Origin of the sequence: Agrobacterium sp. RAC06, assembly GCF_001713475.1 — a bacterium.
GTDB lineage: Bacteria > Pseudomonadota > Alphaproteobacteria > Rhizobiales > Rhizobiaceae > Allorhizobium.
Genome location: NZ_CP016499.1, coordinates 284383 through 296809 on the forward strand (window position 1 = coordinate 284383; position 12427 = coordinate 296809).

The 12427-nt window shown below is 62.1% G+C and carries 12 protein-coding genes and 1 pseudogene; 8 read left to right on the top strand and 5 right to left on the bottom strand.

What is annotated here, in order from left to right:
• Nucleotides 1–9: 9 nt before the first annotated feature.
• Nucleotides 10–900, bottom strand: a complete 891-nt coding sequence (serB, locus tag BSY240_RS01305; protein ID WP_069041156.1) for a phosphoserine phosphatase SerB — start codon at nucleotides 898–900, stop codon at nucleotides 10–12.
• Here serB and miaA point away from each other — a divergent pair.
• On the top strand, nucleotides 899–1813 hold the full coding sequence (gene miaA, locus BSY240_RS01310; RefSeq protein WP_069043775.1) for a tRNA (adenosine(37)-N6)-dimethylallyltransferase MiaA: 915 nt from the start codon (nucleotides 899–901) through the stop codon (nucleotides 1811–1813). The two genes, serB and miaA, sit on opposite strands and share 2 nt — an antisense overlap.
• A gap of 3 nt (nucleotides 1814–1816) precedes the next feature.
• Here miaA and BSY240_RS01315 read toward each other — a convergent pair whose 3' ends face one another.
• The gene (locus BSY240_RS01315; RefSeq protein ID WP_069043776.1) at nucleotides 1817–3943 is read right to left on the bottom strand and encodes an ATP-binding protein; all 2127 of its coding nucleotides are present in this window, start codon (nucleotides 3941–3943) and stop codon (nucleotides 1817–1819) included.
• Between the two features lie 365 nt (nucleotides 3944–4308).
• Here BSY240_RS01315 and BSY240_RS01320 point away from each other — a divergent pair, with 365 nt between their 5' ends.
• Nucleotides 4309–6066 carry an acetolactate synthase 3 large subunit gene (locus tag BSY240_RS01320; RefSeq protein WP_442856005.1) on the top strand — a complete coding sequence of 586 codons (1758 nt, stop codon included), beginning with the start codon at nucleotides 4309–4311 and terminating at the stop codon, nucleotides 6064–6066.
• Nucleotides 6067–6083: 17 nt separating this feature from the next.
• Nucleotides 6084–6656 (top strand): acetolactate synthase small subunit, encoded by a 573-nt coding sequence (gene ilvN, locus BSY240_RS01325; RefSeq protein WP_054151731.1) that lies wholly within the window; start codon nucleotides 6084–6086, stop codon nucleotides 6654–6656.
• 356 nt (nucleotides 6657–7012) lie between these two features.
• Here ilvN and BSY240_RS24295 read toward each other — a convergent pair.
• Both BSY240_RS24295 and BSY240_RS01335 read right to left on the bottom strand, forming a co-directional pair.
• Nucleotides 7013–7261: pseudogene (locus tag BSY240_RS24295) on the bottom strand (metalloregulator ArsR/SmtB family transcription factor); the annotation flags it as partial.
• 161 nt (nucleotides 7262–7422) lie between these two features.
• Nucleotides 7423–8268 carry an aldo/keto reductase gene (locus BSY240_RS01335; RefSeq protein WP_069041157.1) on the bottom strand — a complete coding sequence of 282 codons (846 nt, stop codon included), beginning with the start codon at nucleotides 8266–8268 and terminating at the stop codon, nucleotides 7423–7425.
• Nucleotides 8269–8424: 156 nt separating this feature from the next.
• On the opposite strand from BSY240_RS01335, the gene BSY240_RS01340 reads away from it, so the two are divergent.
• The 5 genes from BSY240_RS01340 to BSY240_RS01360 all read left to right on the top strand — a co-directional run bounded on the left by BSY240_RS01340 (nucleotide 8425) and on the right by BSY240_RS01360 (nucleotide 11899).
• Nucleotides 8425–9018: a LysE family translocator gene (locus BSY240_RS01340; RefSeq protein WP_069041158.1), complete on the top strand. Its 594-nt coding sequence runs from the start codon at nucleotides 8425–8427 to the stop codon at nucleotides 9016–9018.
• Nucleotides 9019–9027: 9 nt separating this feature from the next.
• A complete protein-coding gene (gene nthA / locus BSY240_RS01345; RefSeq protein WP_069041159.1) occupies nucleotides 9028–9678 on the top strand; it encodes a nitrile hydratase subunit alpha in 651 nt (216 codons plus the stop codon).
• Nucleotides 9675–10334, top strand: a complete 660-nt coding sequence (nthB, locus tag BSY240_RS01350) for a nitrile hydratase subunit beta (protein WP_069041160.1) — start codon at nucleotides 9675–9677, stop codon at nucleotides 10332–10334. The genes nthA and nthB overlap by 4 nt, the downstream gene beginning before the upstream one ends.
• Nucleotides 10321–10695: a nitrile hydratase accessory protein gene (locus BSY240_RS01355; protein ID WP_069041161.1), complete on the top strand. Its 375-nt coding sequence runs from the start codon at nucleotides 10321–10323 to the stop codon at nucleotides 10693–10695. Before nthB ends, BSY240_RS01355 begins: the two co-directional genes overlap by 14 nt.
• Nucleotides 10696–10768: 73 nt before the next feature.
• On the top strand, nucleotides 10769–11899 hold the full coding sequence (locus BSY240_RS01360; RefSeq protein ID WP_054151737.1) for an ATP-dependent DNA helicase: 1131 nt from the start codon (nucleotides 10769–10771) through the stop codon (nucleotides 11897–11899).
• A gap of 15 nt (nucleotides 11900–11914) precedes the next feature.
• Here the strand turns inward: BSY240_RS01360 and BSY240_RS01365 are convergent, their stop codons facing one another.
• Nucleotides 11915–12427, bottom strand: coding sequence for a DUF4405 domain-containing protein (locus BSY240_RS01365; protein ID WP_069041162.1), 513 nt, complete (start codon nucleotides 12425–12427; stop codon nucleotides 11915–11917).

Here is a 12427-nt window from a genome sequence, read left to right on the forward strand (position 1 = left end):
GATCAACCCTTATTCGGTCACGAAGTCCGACTTGCGGTAGCCCTGCAGATAGAGAAGCGCGGTGAGATCGCCGTGGTCGATGCGGATCTTCGCCTCGGCGGCTACGGCCGGCTTGGCATGCAAAGCGACGCCGGAGCCGGCGATGCCGAGCATGCCCAGATCGTTGGCGCCGTCTCCGACGGCAATTGTCTCGTTCGGGCTGATGCCGAGGCGGCCTGCGATGTCGAGCAGGGAATCCACCTTGGCCTGCTTGCCGAGGATCGGTTCGGCAACCTCGCCGGTCAGGACGCCGTCCTGCTCGATCAAGATGTTGGCGCGGTTCTCATCGAAACCGAGCATGGTGGCGATCGGTCCGGTAAAGACGGTGAAGCCACCGGAGACGAGTGCGGTGTAGCCGCCTTTCGCCTTCATCGTCGCAATCAGTTCCTTGCCGCCCGGCGTCAGCGTAATGCGCTTTTCAATGACCTCGCCGACGACCGAGATCGGCAAGCCCTTCAACAGCGCCACACGTTCGCGCAGGGCCGGTTCGAAAGCGATCTCGCCGTTCATGGCGCGGGCCGTGATCTGGGAGACCTTGTCCTTTAGGCCGACCTCGGCTGCCAGTTCGTCGATGCATTCCTGGCCGATCATCGTCGAATCCATGTCGGCGATCAGGAAGGACTTGCGGCGGGTATCGGCATCCTGGACCGCGACATCGACGGGCTGACCCTCCAGCGCCTGCCGCAGGGCGCGTTCGGCCTCGATCGGATCAGTGCCATCGGGAAGGGGTATGTCGCAGGCGATCCCGTCGGCCAGCCAGTAGAGGCGCGAGGACGCGACGGCCTCGGTGGCCTTCTCGGCGAGGGCCCGGCTCAGAACAGGGTTTGACGGATTGGCGACAAGCGTGGCAACCAAGGCCATGATGGAAGATCCTGACAAGAACAATGACGCGATCCTGATAACCGGGCCGACCGCCAGCGGCAAGTCTGCGCTCGCGCTTCAATTCGCCCGTCGCCATAACGGCGTCGTCATCAATGCCGACAGCATGCAGGTCTACGACACGCTACGCGTCGTCACTGCCCGCCCGGGCGAGGCAGAGATGGGTGGCGTGCCGCACGAGCTCTATGGTCATGTCCCGGCCGGCCGGACCTATTCGACCGGCGACTGGTTGCGTGAAGCGGGTGCGCTGGTCGAACAGTTGAAGCACGAGAAGCGTCTTCCGGTGTTCGTCGGCGGCACCGGGCTCTACTTCAAGGCGCTGACCGGCGGGCTTTCGGAAATGCCCGCAATCCCGGCCGACCTGCGGGTGGAGATCCGCCAGCGGCTTCAAACCGAGGGTGCCGATGCGTTGCATCGGGAATTGGCTGAGGTAGATCCGGCGATGGCGCAGCGCCTCAGTCCGGGCGATGGTCAAAGGATCGTGCGGGCGCTCGAGGTGTTCCGAGCGACAGGACGGTCGATCGCCGAGTTTCAGAAGCAGTCCGGACCGCAGCTGGTCGATCCGGATCGCGCCCGCAAGCTCGTGGTCCTGCCAGATCGCACGGTGCTGCACGACCGGATCAACAGGCGCTTCGAGCTGATGATGGACGAGGGGGCGATCGAGGAGGTCGAAGCGCTTCGGTCGCTTGGCCTGAAGCCGGAGATGCCTGCCATGAAGGCGATCGGCGTGGCGCAAATCGCCGACATGCTTGCCGGCCGGATTAGCCGAAACGAGGCGGTCGAGCGCGCGTCTGCTGCGACGCGCCAATATGCAAAGCGCCAGATGACCTGGTTCCGTAACCAGATGGATGAAAGCTGGGAGCGGGTCGACCCGGCAGTTTTCCGGTTCGACTGACGTTTAGTCGCGCTTGTAGAGGCTCGATAGCGGCTTTTTGAGAATGCTCTCGCGCAGGGAGGAACCACCTTCGCGGCGCAAGGGCTGGGAGCCGAACGTTGCCGAGGGGGGATCGCCAGCCGTGGTGTGAGCCGGAGCCGGGGCTTCCATGCGTTGGCGAGGCGCGTCGTCGATACCGGGACGGGGCAGCATGTCCGGACGGTAGGGCTCGATCGTCGGCGTCTCCGAGGCTGGCAATGCCTGTCGCTGGATCGGCGTCTCGAAAGGCTGACGCGTCACGGGTGACGGTGATGTCATCGGGAAAGAGGCTGCGGTCGGTCGCGCCGGTGGCTGTGGGGCAGGCGAAGGGCGCAGCGTTTCGAAGGCTCCGTCGTCGTCGAACTCTTCATCGTCATAGAGGCCTTCCGGCGCAGACGGCATGCCGCCGAAACTGGTCTCGAAGCTCTGCTGGAAGGCTGAGATGTCCGGCCCGGCGATGGCACGCATACGACCGACAATGGTGCGCAGATCGACGGTGTCAGGCGTTTCTTCGGTCTGTTTGGCGTTGACGCCGTTGGCTTTCGGCAGCGCCGACTCCGCCACACGGGTGAAGCGCATGCGCATGGGAACGGCGATCGCCTCACCGAAGGCGATGGCTTCGCCGTTGCCGATCGAGGAAATGAAGCTGGTGGTCGAGATCGAACTGTCGGGGATGGCCGAGCGGATGATCTCCTGGTCGCGGTCGTTGGCAAGGCGCATGGCAAACAGCGTCGAGCACTGCGACAGGATCGTCTGGTCGAGTTCGCCCGGGCGCTGGGTGATTACACCCAGCGAGACGCCGTATTTCCGGCCTTCCTTGGCGATGCGGGCGATGGCCTGGCGCGTCGGGAAGAAGCCGAGAGTGGGGTCGGCAGGCACGTAGCGGTGGGCCTCTTCGCAGACGACGAGCATGTGGATCGCGCCGTTCGACCAGAGCGCCAGTTCGAAGGCCATGCGGCAGAGAACCGAAGCAACCGAGTTGACGACTTCCGACGGTATGCCGGCAAGCTGGAAGGTCGAGATCGGGCGGTCGTCACCCGGGATGCGGAAGATATGCGCGATCGTCTCCATGATCGTGTCGCTGATCGTATTGTTGGAGAACATGAAGTGATAGCGCGGGTCGTTGACCGCCGACATGATGCGCATTTTCAGCGAGCGCAGGAATGGCTTTTCGCCGCGACCTTCCAGACGTCCGATGCGCTCGTCGATGAGCGCGAGCAGGTCGGCGATGCGGTAGGGCACCGGTGTGTCGGCGGTCATCGAGCTCTTGTCGGCCATGCGCCGCATCAGGGCGCTCTCGTTGCCACGGAAGGCGCGTTTGGCTTCGGGCATCAGGTCGCGCAGGATGTCGAGTTCTTCGGCAACTGGCGGGCGGCCGCGGAACAGGACTTCGGCAAATTCGTCGAGGCGCATGAGCCAGAAGGGCAGGTCTAGCGTGTCGGTGTCGATGACGACGGCAAGCTCGGGGAAGGCGGCGGCAAATTCGTTATGCGGATCGAGAATGAGGATGCGCAGCTTCGGATCGCTTTCGATCGCCTTGCGCAAGAGCAGCGAAACGGCGGTCGATTTGCCAACGCCGGTCGAGCCGACCACGGCGAAGTGCTTCGACAGCATGGACGGGACATGGATCGTTGCGTCGATCGTTTCGTCCTGGGTGAGCTTGCCGATGACTGCTGTGTCGCCGAGGCGGGTGTCGTAGATGCGCAGAAGATCGGCCGCACGAATGCGGTGGGCGATGGCTCCGAGATAGGGATAGCGCGAGATGCCGGTCGAGAAGAGTTCCTGGCCGTCTTCGTGAACGTAGACTTCGCCGAGCAGTTCGACCTCGATGAGAAACTGGTTGTCGGCCCCTTCGCCCCAGTCCTTGCCCTCCGTCTGCATGGAATAGGCGAGTGCTACGACGCGGTTCTTGCCAACGGTGATCGAGATCAGACGACCGACGGACCAGAGCTCCGTGAGATCCGTGCCGCCGTCTTCGGCGACGGCTGCAATCGTTGCACGCGCGCCGTTGCAGGCGACGACGCGTCCGAGCATCCGGTTGCCAGGCCGCATGCCATCGCGGCGGTCTTGATCTCCGGCTGCGCCGGACTTGCGAAGATCATCATTCAACAAGCGCATTCTCCCTGCTGGCGCAAGCTTATGGGGGCGCGCTTAAAATTTCGTGTAACGCATTAGGCTGGCGGTGATGATTCATCATTGTCTGCGCAACAAACTTTCGCTTCGGCGTCGGAAATTTTGCAAAAGATGCGTTGACGCTTGCGGGCTTTCTGGCTAACACTTCGACCCATGAAAAACTCGGTTGCACTTATCGTGGTGGGACGGCGCATGGGCAGGATGGTGTAACCATCCGGCGATAGCCACCCATGCGCTAGATGACAGGCTCCTCAAGGGGCCTTTTTTTATGCCCTGAACCGGGTTATCAGCCCCAAAACCAAGAAGGCAGATGGAAACACAGCATGACGGGTAAAGACAATCAGATGACTGGCGCCGAGATCGTCCTGCGCGCGCTCAAGGATAACGGTGTCGAACATATCTTCGGCTATCCCGGCGGCGCCGTGCTTCCGATCTATGACGAGATCTTCCAGCAGGAAGACATCCAGCACATCCTCGTGCGCCACGAGCAGGGTGCCGGCCACGCAGCTGAGGGATATGCGCGCTCGACCGGCAAGGTCGGCGTCATGCTGGTCACGTCAGGTCCTGGCGCCACCAATGCGGTGACGCCGCTGCAGGATGCTTTGATGGACAGCGTTCCGCTCGTCTGCATCTCCGGCCAGGTTCCGACCTCGCTGATCGGTTCGGATGCCTTCCAGGAATGCGATACCGTCGGCATCACGCGTCCCTGCACCAAGCACAACTGGCTGGTCAAGGACGTCAACCAGCTGGCCTCGATCATCCATGAAGCCTTCCGGATCGCCCAGACGGGCCGTCCGGGTCCGGTCCTCGTCGATATCCCGAAGGACATCCAGTTCGCCACCGGCACCTACACGCCGCCGGATGCGCACAAGGCGCTGAAGAGCTACCAGCCAAAGGTTTCGGGCGATGCCCGCGCCATCCAGGCTGCCGTCGAGCTGATGGCGACGGCTCGCCGTCCGATCATCTATTCGGGTGGCGGCGTCATCAATTCCGGTCCGGAAGCCACCAAGCTGCTGCGTGAACTGGTCGGTCTCACCGACTTCCCGATCACCTCGACGCTCATGGGGCTCGGCTGCTATCCGGCTTCGGGCAAGAACTGGCTTGGCATGCTCGGCATGCATGGTTCCTACGAAGCAAACATGGCGATGCATGACTGCGACGTCATGGTCTGCATCGGTGCGCGCTTCGACGACCGTATCACCGGCCGCCTCAACGCGTTCTCGCCGAACTCGAAGAAGATCCACATCGACATCGATCCGTCGTCGATCAACAAGAATGTCCGCGTTGACGTTCCGATCACCGGCGATGTCGGTCGCGTTCTCGAAGACATGGTCCGCGCCTGGCGTGCCCTGCCGAAGAAGCCTGAGGCGTCGCAGACGGCCGAATGGAATGCCAGCATTGCCAAGTGGCGGGCTCGCAATTCCTTCGCCTACACGCCGTCCAAGGACGTCATCATGCCGCAATATGCGCTGCAGCGGCTTTATGAGCTGACCAAGCATCGCGACACCTACATCACGACGGAAGTCGGCCAGCACCAGATGTGGGCGGCCCAGTATATCGGCTTCGAGCAGCCGAACCGCTGGATGACCTCGGGTGGCCTCGGCACGATGGGTTACGGCCTGCCGGCCGCAATCGGCGTCCAGGTCGCACATCCCGACGCGCTCGTCATCGATGTCGCGGGCGATGCCTCGATCCAGATGTGCATTCAGGAAATGTCCTGCGCCATCCAGTACGAGCTGCCGGTCAAGATCTTCATCCTCAATAACCAGTACATGGGCATGGTGCGCCAGTGGCAGCAGCTGCTGCACGGCAACCGCCTGTCGAGCTCCTATACGGAAGCCATGCCTGACTTCGTCAAGCTGGCGGAAGCCTATGGCGCGGTTGGCATCCGTTGCGAAAAGCCCGACGATCTCGACGGTGCCATCCAGGAGATGGTCGACGTGAAGAAGCCTGTCATCTTCGACTGCCGTGTCGCCAATCTCGCCAACTGCTTCCCGATGATCCCGTCGGGCAAGGCCCATAACGAAATGCTGCTGCCGGACGAGGCGACCGACGAAGCGGTTGCCACTGCCATCGATGCCAAGGGCCGTCAGCTCGTCTGACCGGGAGGAAAAAGATCATGAACGCTCATCTTCAGCCGACCGGTTCGGCCTATTTCATCGCCAAGGAAACCTCCGCCATCGAGAGCCATACGCTCTCGGTGCTCGTCGACAACGAGCCCGGCGTTCTCGCCCGCGTCATCGGCCTGTTCTCCGGTCGCGGCTACAACATCGAGAGCCTGACGGTCTCGGAGACCGAGCACGAGGCGCATCTGTCGCGCATCACGATCGTGACGCGTGGAACGCCTGGTGTGCTTGAGCAGATCAAGGCGCAGCTCGAGCGCATCGTGCCAGTGCACCGCGTCCTCGACCTGACGGTTCGGGCTAAGGAGCTCGGCCAGGAGCGGCCGATCGAGCGGGAGGTGGCGCTGGTGAAGGTCGTTTCGACCGGTGAAATGCGTGCCGAGACGCTTCGGCTTGCCGATGCCTTCCAGGCGAAGGTCGTGGATGCGACGGTCGACCATTTCATCTTTGAGATCACCGGCAAGTCATCGAAGATCGACCAGTTCGTCTCGATCATGAAGCCGCTCGGGCTCAACGAGATCTGCCGCACCGGCATTGCTGCGATGAACCGCGGCCCGCAGGGCATGTAAGGAATTCGGTAATTCCTGAAGTGAAAAGGGCGGCCTCGCGGTCGCCCTTTTTTGTTGCCGGCCTTTCAGTTCATGCCGAGGAGATCGAGAAGGCCCATTTGTTGCGGCGCCGGGGGCGGATCGGCCTCTGCCTTCTTCGGCTTTTCCTTGGCCGGTTTGTCGCTCGCCGGCTTCATCTTGGCTTTCTTCTCGGCCTTCGTTACCGATGGGGCGGTCTCGGCTGCGTCGTTCTTCTTCTTGGCAGACTTTTTCGGCGGCGCTGGCACATCCGCTGCCGCTTCCACTTCGGCCTCGTCGTCTGGTACCGTGGTCGTGGTCAGCATGGCAGTCAGTGCATGCCGCAGGGCCGCCGGCCTCAGGCTGTAGTGGATATACTGGCCCTTCTTCTCGCCCTCGATCAGCTCGGCATTTTCGAGGATCGAGAGGTGCTGGGAGATCGAAGGCTTGGCCATGTCGAAGCGGGCGGCGATTTCGCCGGCGGTCAGGGTTGATTGGGAGAGGTGTACCAGCATCATGCGGCGTGGATCGGAGGCGAGTGCGTGGAAGACGCGGGACGAGATCTTGTCCATTGCCGGATGTATTTCGGTTTTTCCGCGCTTTGCCATGTGGTCCCTCAGTCGTGCGGCTCTTTCTCCGCAATTCTCGAATTAGGCAATCTCCTAATTTCCTGAGGGGCTGGCGTAAAGTGCTGGAAATGCTGGGCCTGTGGATAGATCGCGATTTTCCGATGCATGGGAGAGGATCGGGCGCCCGGGCTCTCTCCCCTTTACAACATCGCCAGCGCTACTTTCCGGGACGGTGGCGGGAAGGCCGCGTCCAGACGTGCCCAGTCTTCATCGGAGATGTCGAGATCGACCGCCTCGCGATTTTCCTGCAGGCGGCGCAGGTTCGAGGTCTTCGGGATCGGGATCACGCTTTCGCGCTCCAGCAGGAAGGCGAGCGCGACCTGTGCCGGAGTCGCCTGATAGGCCTTGGCGATGTGGATCAGTTCAGGGTGCTGGAGGATGCGGCCCTGCTCGATCGGCGAATAGGCCATGACCGGGATCTGGTGCTCCTGGCACCAGGGCAGGAGGTCGAATTCGATGCCGCGGCGGGAAAGATTGTAGAGGACCTGATTGACGGCACAGTTCCCGCCATCGGCCACCGAGAACAGTTCCTCCATGTCATCGATATCGAAATTCGAGACGCCCCAGGCGCGAATGCGGCCGGCCGCCTTCAACTCTTCCATCGCAGCGACTGTGTCTTCGAGTGGGTGTTCTCCCCGCCAGTGCAGGAGATAGAGATCGAGATGATCGCTCCCCAACCGGTCGAGGCTGGTATGGCAGGCCTTGATCGTGCCGTCGTAGCTGGCATTCCAGGGCAGGACCTTGGAGACGAGAAAGGCGTCTTCGCGCCGATCCTTCAGCGCTTCGCCGACAATGCGTTCGGCGCCGCCATCGCCATACATTTCGGCCGTGTCGATCACGGTCATGCCAAGGTCCAGTGCCAGCCTGATGGCATCGACTTCGGCTTTCGCGGCGGATCGATCCTCGCCCATCATCCATGTGCCGAAGCCGAGGCTCGGGACCTCTGCGCCGCCCGGCAAGGTGACAGTCGGGATGGTATCATGCATCGTGAAGCTCCTCGAGGCGGGGTGTGCGAAGGATAGCGAGGCGGTCCCGCGAGGCAAGCGACAAAGTCCCGCTCCTTCGTGTCACCATTACAAGAATGGTGATGGCGTGGGCTCAAAGGACAGATAGGCTGACATAAAAATCCGGGAGAAACATCCATGTCGGCCGATACGCTTCTGGCGCTTGTGGTCTTTGCCTTCGCGACCTCGATCACCCCGGGGCCGAACAACATGATGCTGTTTGCGTCGGGGGTGAACTTCGGCTTCCGCCGGACCATTCCGCATATGCTCGGGATCGGTGCCGGATTCTTCTCGCTGCTGATCGGTGTCGGCCTCGGCCTCGGCGCTATTCTTTCGGCCTATCCACCTGCCTTCATCGCGCTTAAGGTTGCAGGCGGGCTCTATCTCCTCTGGATCGCCTGGAAAATCGGTTCGTCACGCACGATGGGTGAGGGGGAGGCCAAGGCGCGACCGATGAGCTTCCTGGGGGCTGCCGCCTTCCAGTGGGTCAATCCGAAAGCCTGGGTGATGGCCGTAACCGCCATGGCGGTCTATCCTAATCCGGAGCATTATGCTCTGACTGTCGGCATAGTCGCGCTGGTCTTCGCGGCCGTCAATGTTCCCAGTGTATCCACCTGGGCGGGCTTCGGCTCGGCTCTTCGGGAATGGTTGTCGGTCCCGGTGCGGCTCAAATGGTTCAACATCACCATGGCCTTGCTGTTGGTGATGAGCCTTTGGCCCATGCTCAAATAGGAAACTTCGATGTCTGGTCACCACCATGAAGATCATGATCATCATCACGGGCATGATCACCACCATGACAACCGGTATTCCGATATGGAAGCCCGCGTGCGGGCGCTCGAGACTTTGCTGACCGAAAAGGGTCTGATCGATCCCGCGGCGATCGACGCCATCGTCGAGACCTATGAGACGAAGGTGGGACCGAGGAATGGCGCGCGGGTGGTGGCGAAGTCCTGGGTCGATCCCGAGTTCGCCGACTGGCTGACGCGCGATGCGACGGCGGCGATCGCGAGCCTCGGCTATACGGGCCGGCAGGGCGAGCATATGCGCGCCGTCTTCAACACCCCTGACACCCACAATTTTGTCGTCTGCACGCTGTGCTCCTGTTACCCGTGGTCGGTGCTCGGTCTGCCGCCGGTCTGGTACAAGGCGCCGGCCTATCGGTCCCGAGCAGTAATCGATCCGCGCGGTGTGCTTGCCGAATTCGGGGTGACCTTGCCGGAGGAGATGCAGATCCGCGTCTGGGATTCCACGGCGGAGCTTCGCTATCTCGTAGTGCCCTTGCGTCCTGCAGGGACGGAAGGGTTGGACGAAGAGGCACTCGCCAAGCTCGTGACGCGCGACTCGATGATCGGCACTGGTCTCGCGTTGTCGTCGGAGGTCCTGTCATGAACGGGCCGCATGATCTTGGCGGGCAGATGGGCTTCGGTCCGGTCGCGCCTGAGAAAGGCGAACCCTACTTCCATGCAGAATGGGAGAAGCGGGCGTTCGGCATCACGCTCTCCTGCGGCGCGTTCGGTGCCTGGTCCATCGACGAGAGCCGGCATGCGCGCGAGAATATTCCGCCGGCGAGTTATCTGGCGGCGAGCTATTACGAAGTGTGGATACGCGGGATCGACATGCTGCTCGAGCGGCATGGTTTTGCCACCGCCGAAGAGCTGGCAACAGGGCAGCACGCGGAGCTGGGCCGAGCGCCAAAACGAGTACTGACAGCCGAGATGGTCGAAGGCGTGCTGGCCCGTGGCGGGCCGTGCGACCGGCCCGTCGAGACGGGGCCGAAGTTTGCCGTCGGTGACCGGGTGCGGACGAAGAATTTCCATCCGGCGGGCCACACGCGTCTGCCCCGTTATGCCCGGGCGAAAACGGGTGTGGTCGAGGCCGTTCAAGGCGGCTTCGTCTTCCCTGACGATAATGCCCATGGACGGGGCGAGAGCCCGCAATGGGTCTACACGGTCGTGTTCACGGGAGAGGAGATCTGGGGCGAGGACGCCGACCCGACCTTGACCGTCTCGATCGATGCATGGGAGAGCTATCTTGAGCGCCTGTGAAACGGTGACGGATCTTGCGGGATCGCCGGGCTTGCCGCGCTCGCCCGAAGGCGCGCCCGTCTTCGCCGAACCCTGGCACGCGCAGGCCTTTGCCATGACCGTGCATCTGCACGCACGTGGCGTGTTCAGCTGGACCGAATGGGCGGACAGCCTGTCTGCCGAAGTCCACAGACCGGAGCGGGCGACTGACGGTTCCGACTATTTCGACGCCTGGGTCGCGGCATTGGCCGGGCTGCTGGAGCGCAAGGGGCTGGCCGATCGCGATACCGTCGAGGCCTTGCGCGAAAGCTGGCAGCGGGCGGCCGAGGCGACGCCGCATGGTACGCCCATCGAGCTCGCCAATGATCCGCTCAAGGGCTGATGTCCACGATTTGTTCTGACTTTCCCGGCTTTGGCCTTGCATCGGGCCAACGAATCCGCGCATGACCTAGGTCATGCAATTCGCGCCCCAGCAAGACGAGGCCCTCAAGGCCGTTTCGAAATGGCTGAAGGAGGGGAAGACCCCCGTCTTCCGTCTGTTCGGCTATGCCGGTACGGGCAAGACGACGCTCGCCAAACATTTTGCCGAGCATGTCGATGGCGAGGTGCTGTTTGCCGCCTTCACCGGCAAGGCGGCGCAGGTTCTGCGCTCGCGTGGCGCCTCGAATGCCAAGACCATCCATTCGCTGATTTATCGCCCGCGCGGCGAGGAGGCAGTGGAGGACGAGGAAACCGGCAAGACCTCGATTGCGCCGATGTTCTCGATCAACCGCCAGAGCCCGGTCGCCAAGGCGGCACTCATTGTCATCGACGAATGCTCGATGGTCGATGAGGCGCTGGGACGCGACTTGATGAGCTTCGGCACGCCGATCCTGGTGCTGGGTGATCCCGGCCAGTTGCCACCTGTTTCCGGCGGTGGATTCTTCACCGATCAGGAGCCGGACTATCTGCTGACAGATATCCATCGCCAGGCGCGCGACAATCCGATCATCCAGCTTGCCATGCATATCCGTGAGGGCAAGGAGATCATGTATGGCGATTACGGCGATACCGCACGCGTGATCTCGAAGAACGAGGTGACGCAGGATCTTGTGCTGGGGGCGGATCAGGTTCTGGTCGGCACCAACAAGACACGGCGGCGCTACAACATGCGGCTGCGCGAGTTGAAAGGCTTCACCGTCGACTATCCGCAGGCCGGCGACAAGCTCGTATGCCTTAGGAACGATCAGGTGAAGGGCCTGCTCAACGGCTCGCTCTGGCAGGTTATGACGTCGTCGCGCGAGACGGTGAAGCCCGGCATCAATCTCCTGATCAAGCCAGAAGACGACGACATGGATCGCGGGGCAGCCAAGATCAAGCTGCTCAAGGACGCCTTCGCGGATATCGAGACGGAGATACCTTGGTCGACGCGCAAGCGTTACGACGAGTTCGACTACGGCTATGCACTGACCGTGCACAAGGCCCAGGGCTCACAGTGGAACGATGTTGTCTTGTTCGACGAGAGCTGGGCGTTTCGCGATACACGCGAGCGCTGGCTCTATACCGCCGTGACCCGCGCGGCAGAGACGCTCACCATCGTCAGATGAGCGCTCCTGACTAGGTCACTTCGCCTTGAGGGCGGTCAGCGTCGCCATCAGCTCCACGTTGTCCTTGCCGGACGCCTCGGCAATCTCGGACAGGCTCGTAGCGCCATCCGCTGCCGCAAAGCCCTTCTGTTTCAGCCCATCGACCACTTCGGCTTCAGATCTTCCGAGCAGAGGTGCAACCTCACCCGGCGTGCCGGCTGCGATGATATTGATCATGGCAAAAGCCGGATTTCCACCGCTACCGCTTGCCGAACCTGTGATGGCAGGCCAGGCGAAGGCGAGGCCGGTGACCAGACAGAGGCCGAGCGACAGGGTCATCGGCAGGCGCTTGAAATAGGCGAGGAACGGGCGCCAGTTTTTCCAGACATGCTGGACGAAAGGCAGAATGAGAACAAGGCTCAGCCATTCATGCATCTCGCGGAAGGCGGTCGTGCCGTAGTGAAAGAACAGGGCTATCCCGGAGATCAGCGAGACCAGAAACAGGCCCGTGGTTAAAGGAGTGGCATAGCGGGAAAGCAGATTGGGCAT

Excerpts from the sequence above, each read along its gene's own strand:
- nthB (WP_069041160.1), top strand. The coding sequence starts at position 9,675 with ATGAACGGGCCGCATGATCTTGGCGGGCAGATGGGCTTCGGTCCGGTC.
- BSY240_RS01340 (WP_069041158.1), top strand. The coding sequence starts at position 8,425 with ATGTCGGCCGATACGCTTCTGGCGCTTGTGGTCTTTGCCTTCGCGACC.
- nthA (WP_069041159.1), top strand. The coding sequence starts at position 9,028 with ATGTCTGGTCACCACCATGAAGATCATGATCATCATCACGGGCATGAT.
- BSY240_RS01320 (WP_442856005.1), top strand. The coding sequence starts at position 4,309 with ATGACTGGCGCCGAGATCGTCCTGCGCGCGCTCAAGGATAACGGTGTC.
- BSY240_RS01335 (WP_069041157.1), bottom strand. The coding sequence starts at position 8,268 with ATGCATGATACCATCCCGACTGTCACCTTGCCGGGCGGCGCAGAGGTC.
- serB (WP_069041156.1), bottom strand. The coding sequence starts at position 900 with ATGGCCTTGGTTGCCACGCTTGTCGCCAATCCGTCAAACCCTGTTCTG.
- BSY240_RS01360 (WP_054151737.1), top strand. The coding sequence starts at position 10,769 with ATGCAATTCGCGCCCCAGCAAGACGAGGCCCTCAAGGCCGTTTCGAAA.
- miaA (WP_069043775.1), top strand. The coding sequence starts at position 899 with ATGATGGAAGATCCTGACAAGAACAATGACGCGATCCTGATAACCGGG.
- BSY240_RS01365 (WP_069041162.1), bottom strand. The coding sequence starts at position 12,427 with ATGCCCAATCTGCTTTCCCGCTATGCCACTCCTTTAACCACGGGCCTG.
- ilvN (WP_054151731.1), top strand. The coding sequence starts at position 6,084 with ATGAACGCTCATCTTCAGCCGACCGGTTCGGCCTATTTCATCGCCAAG.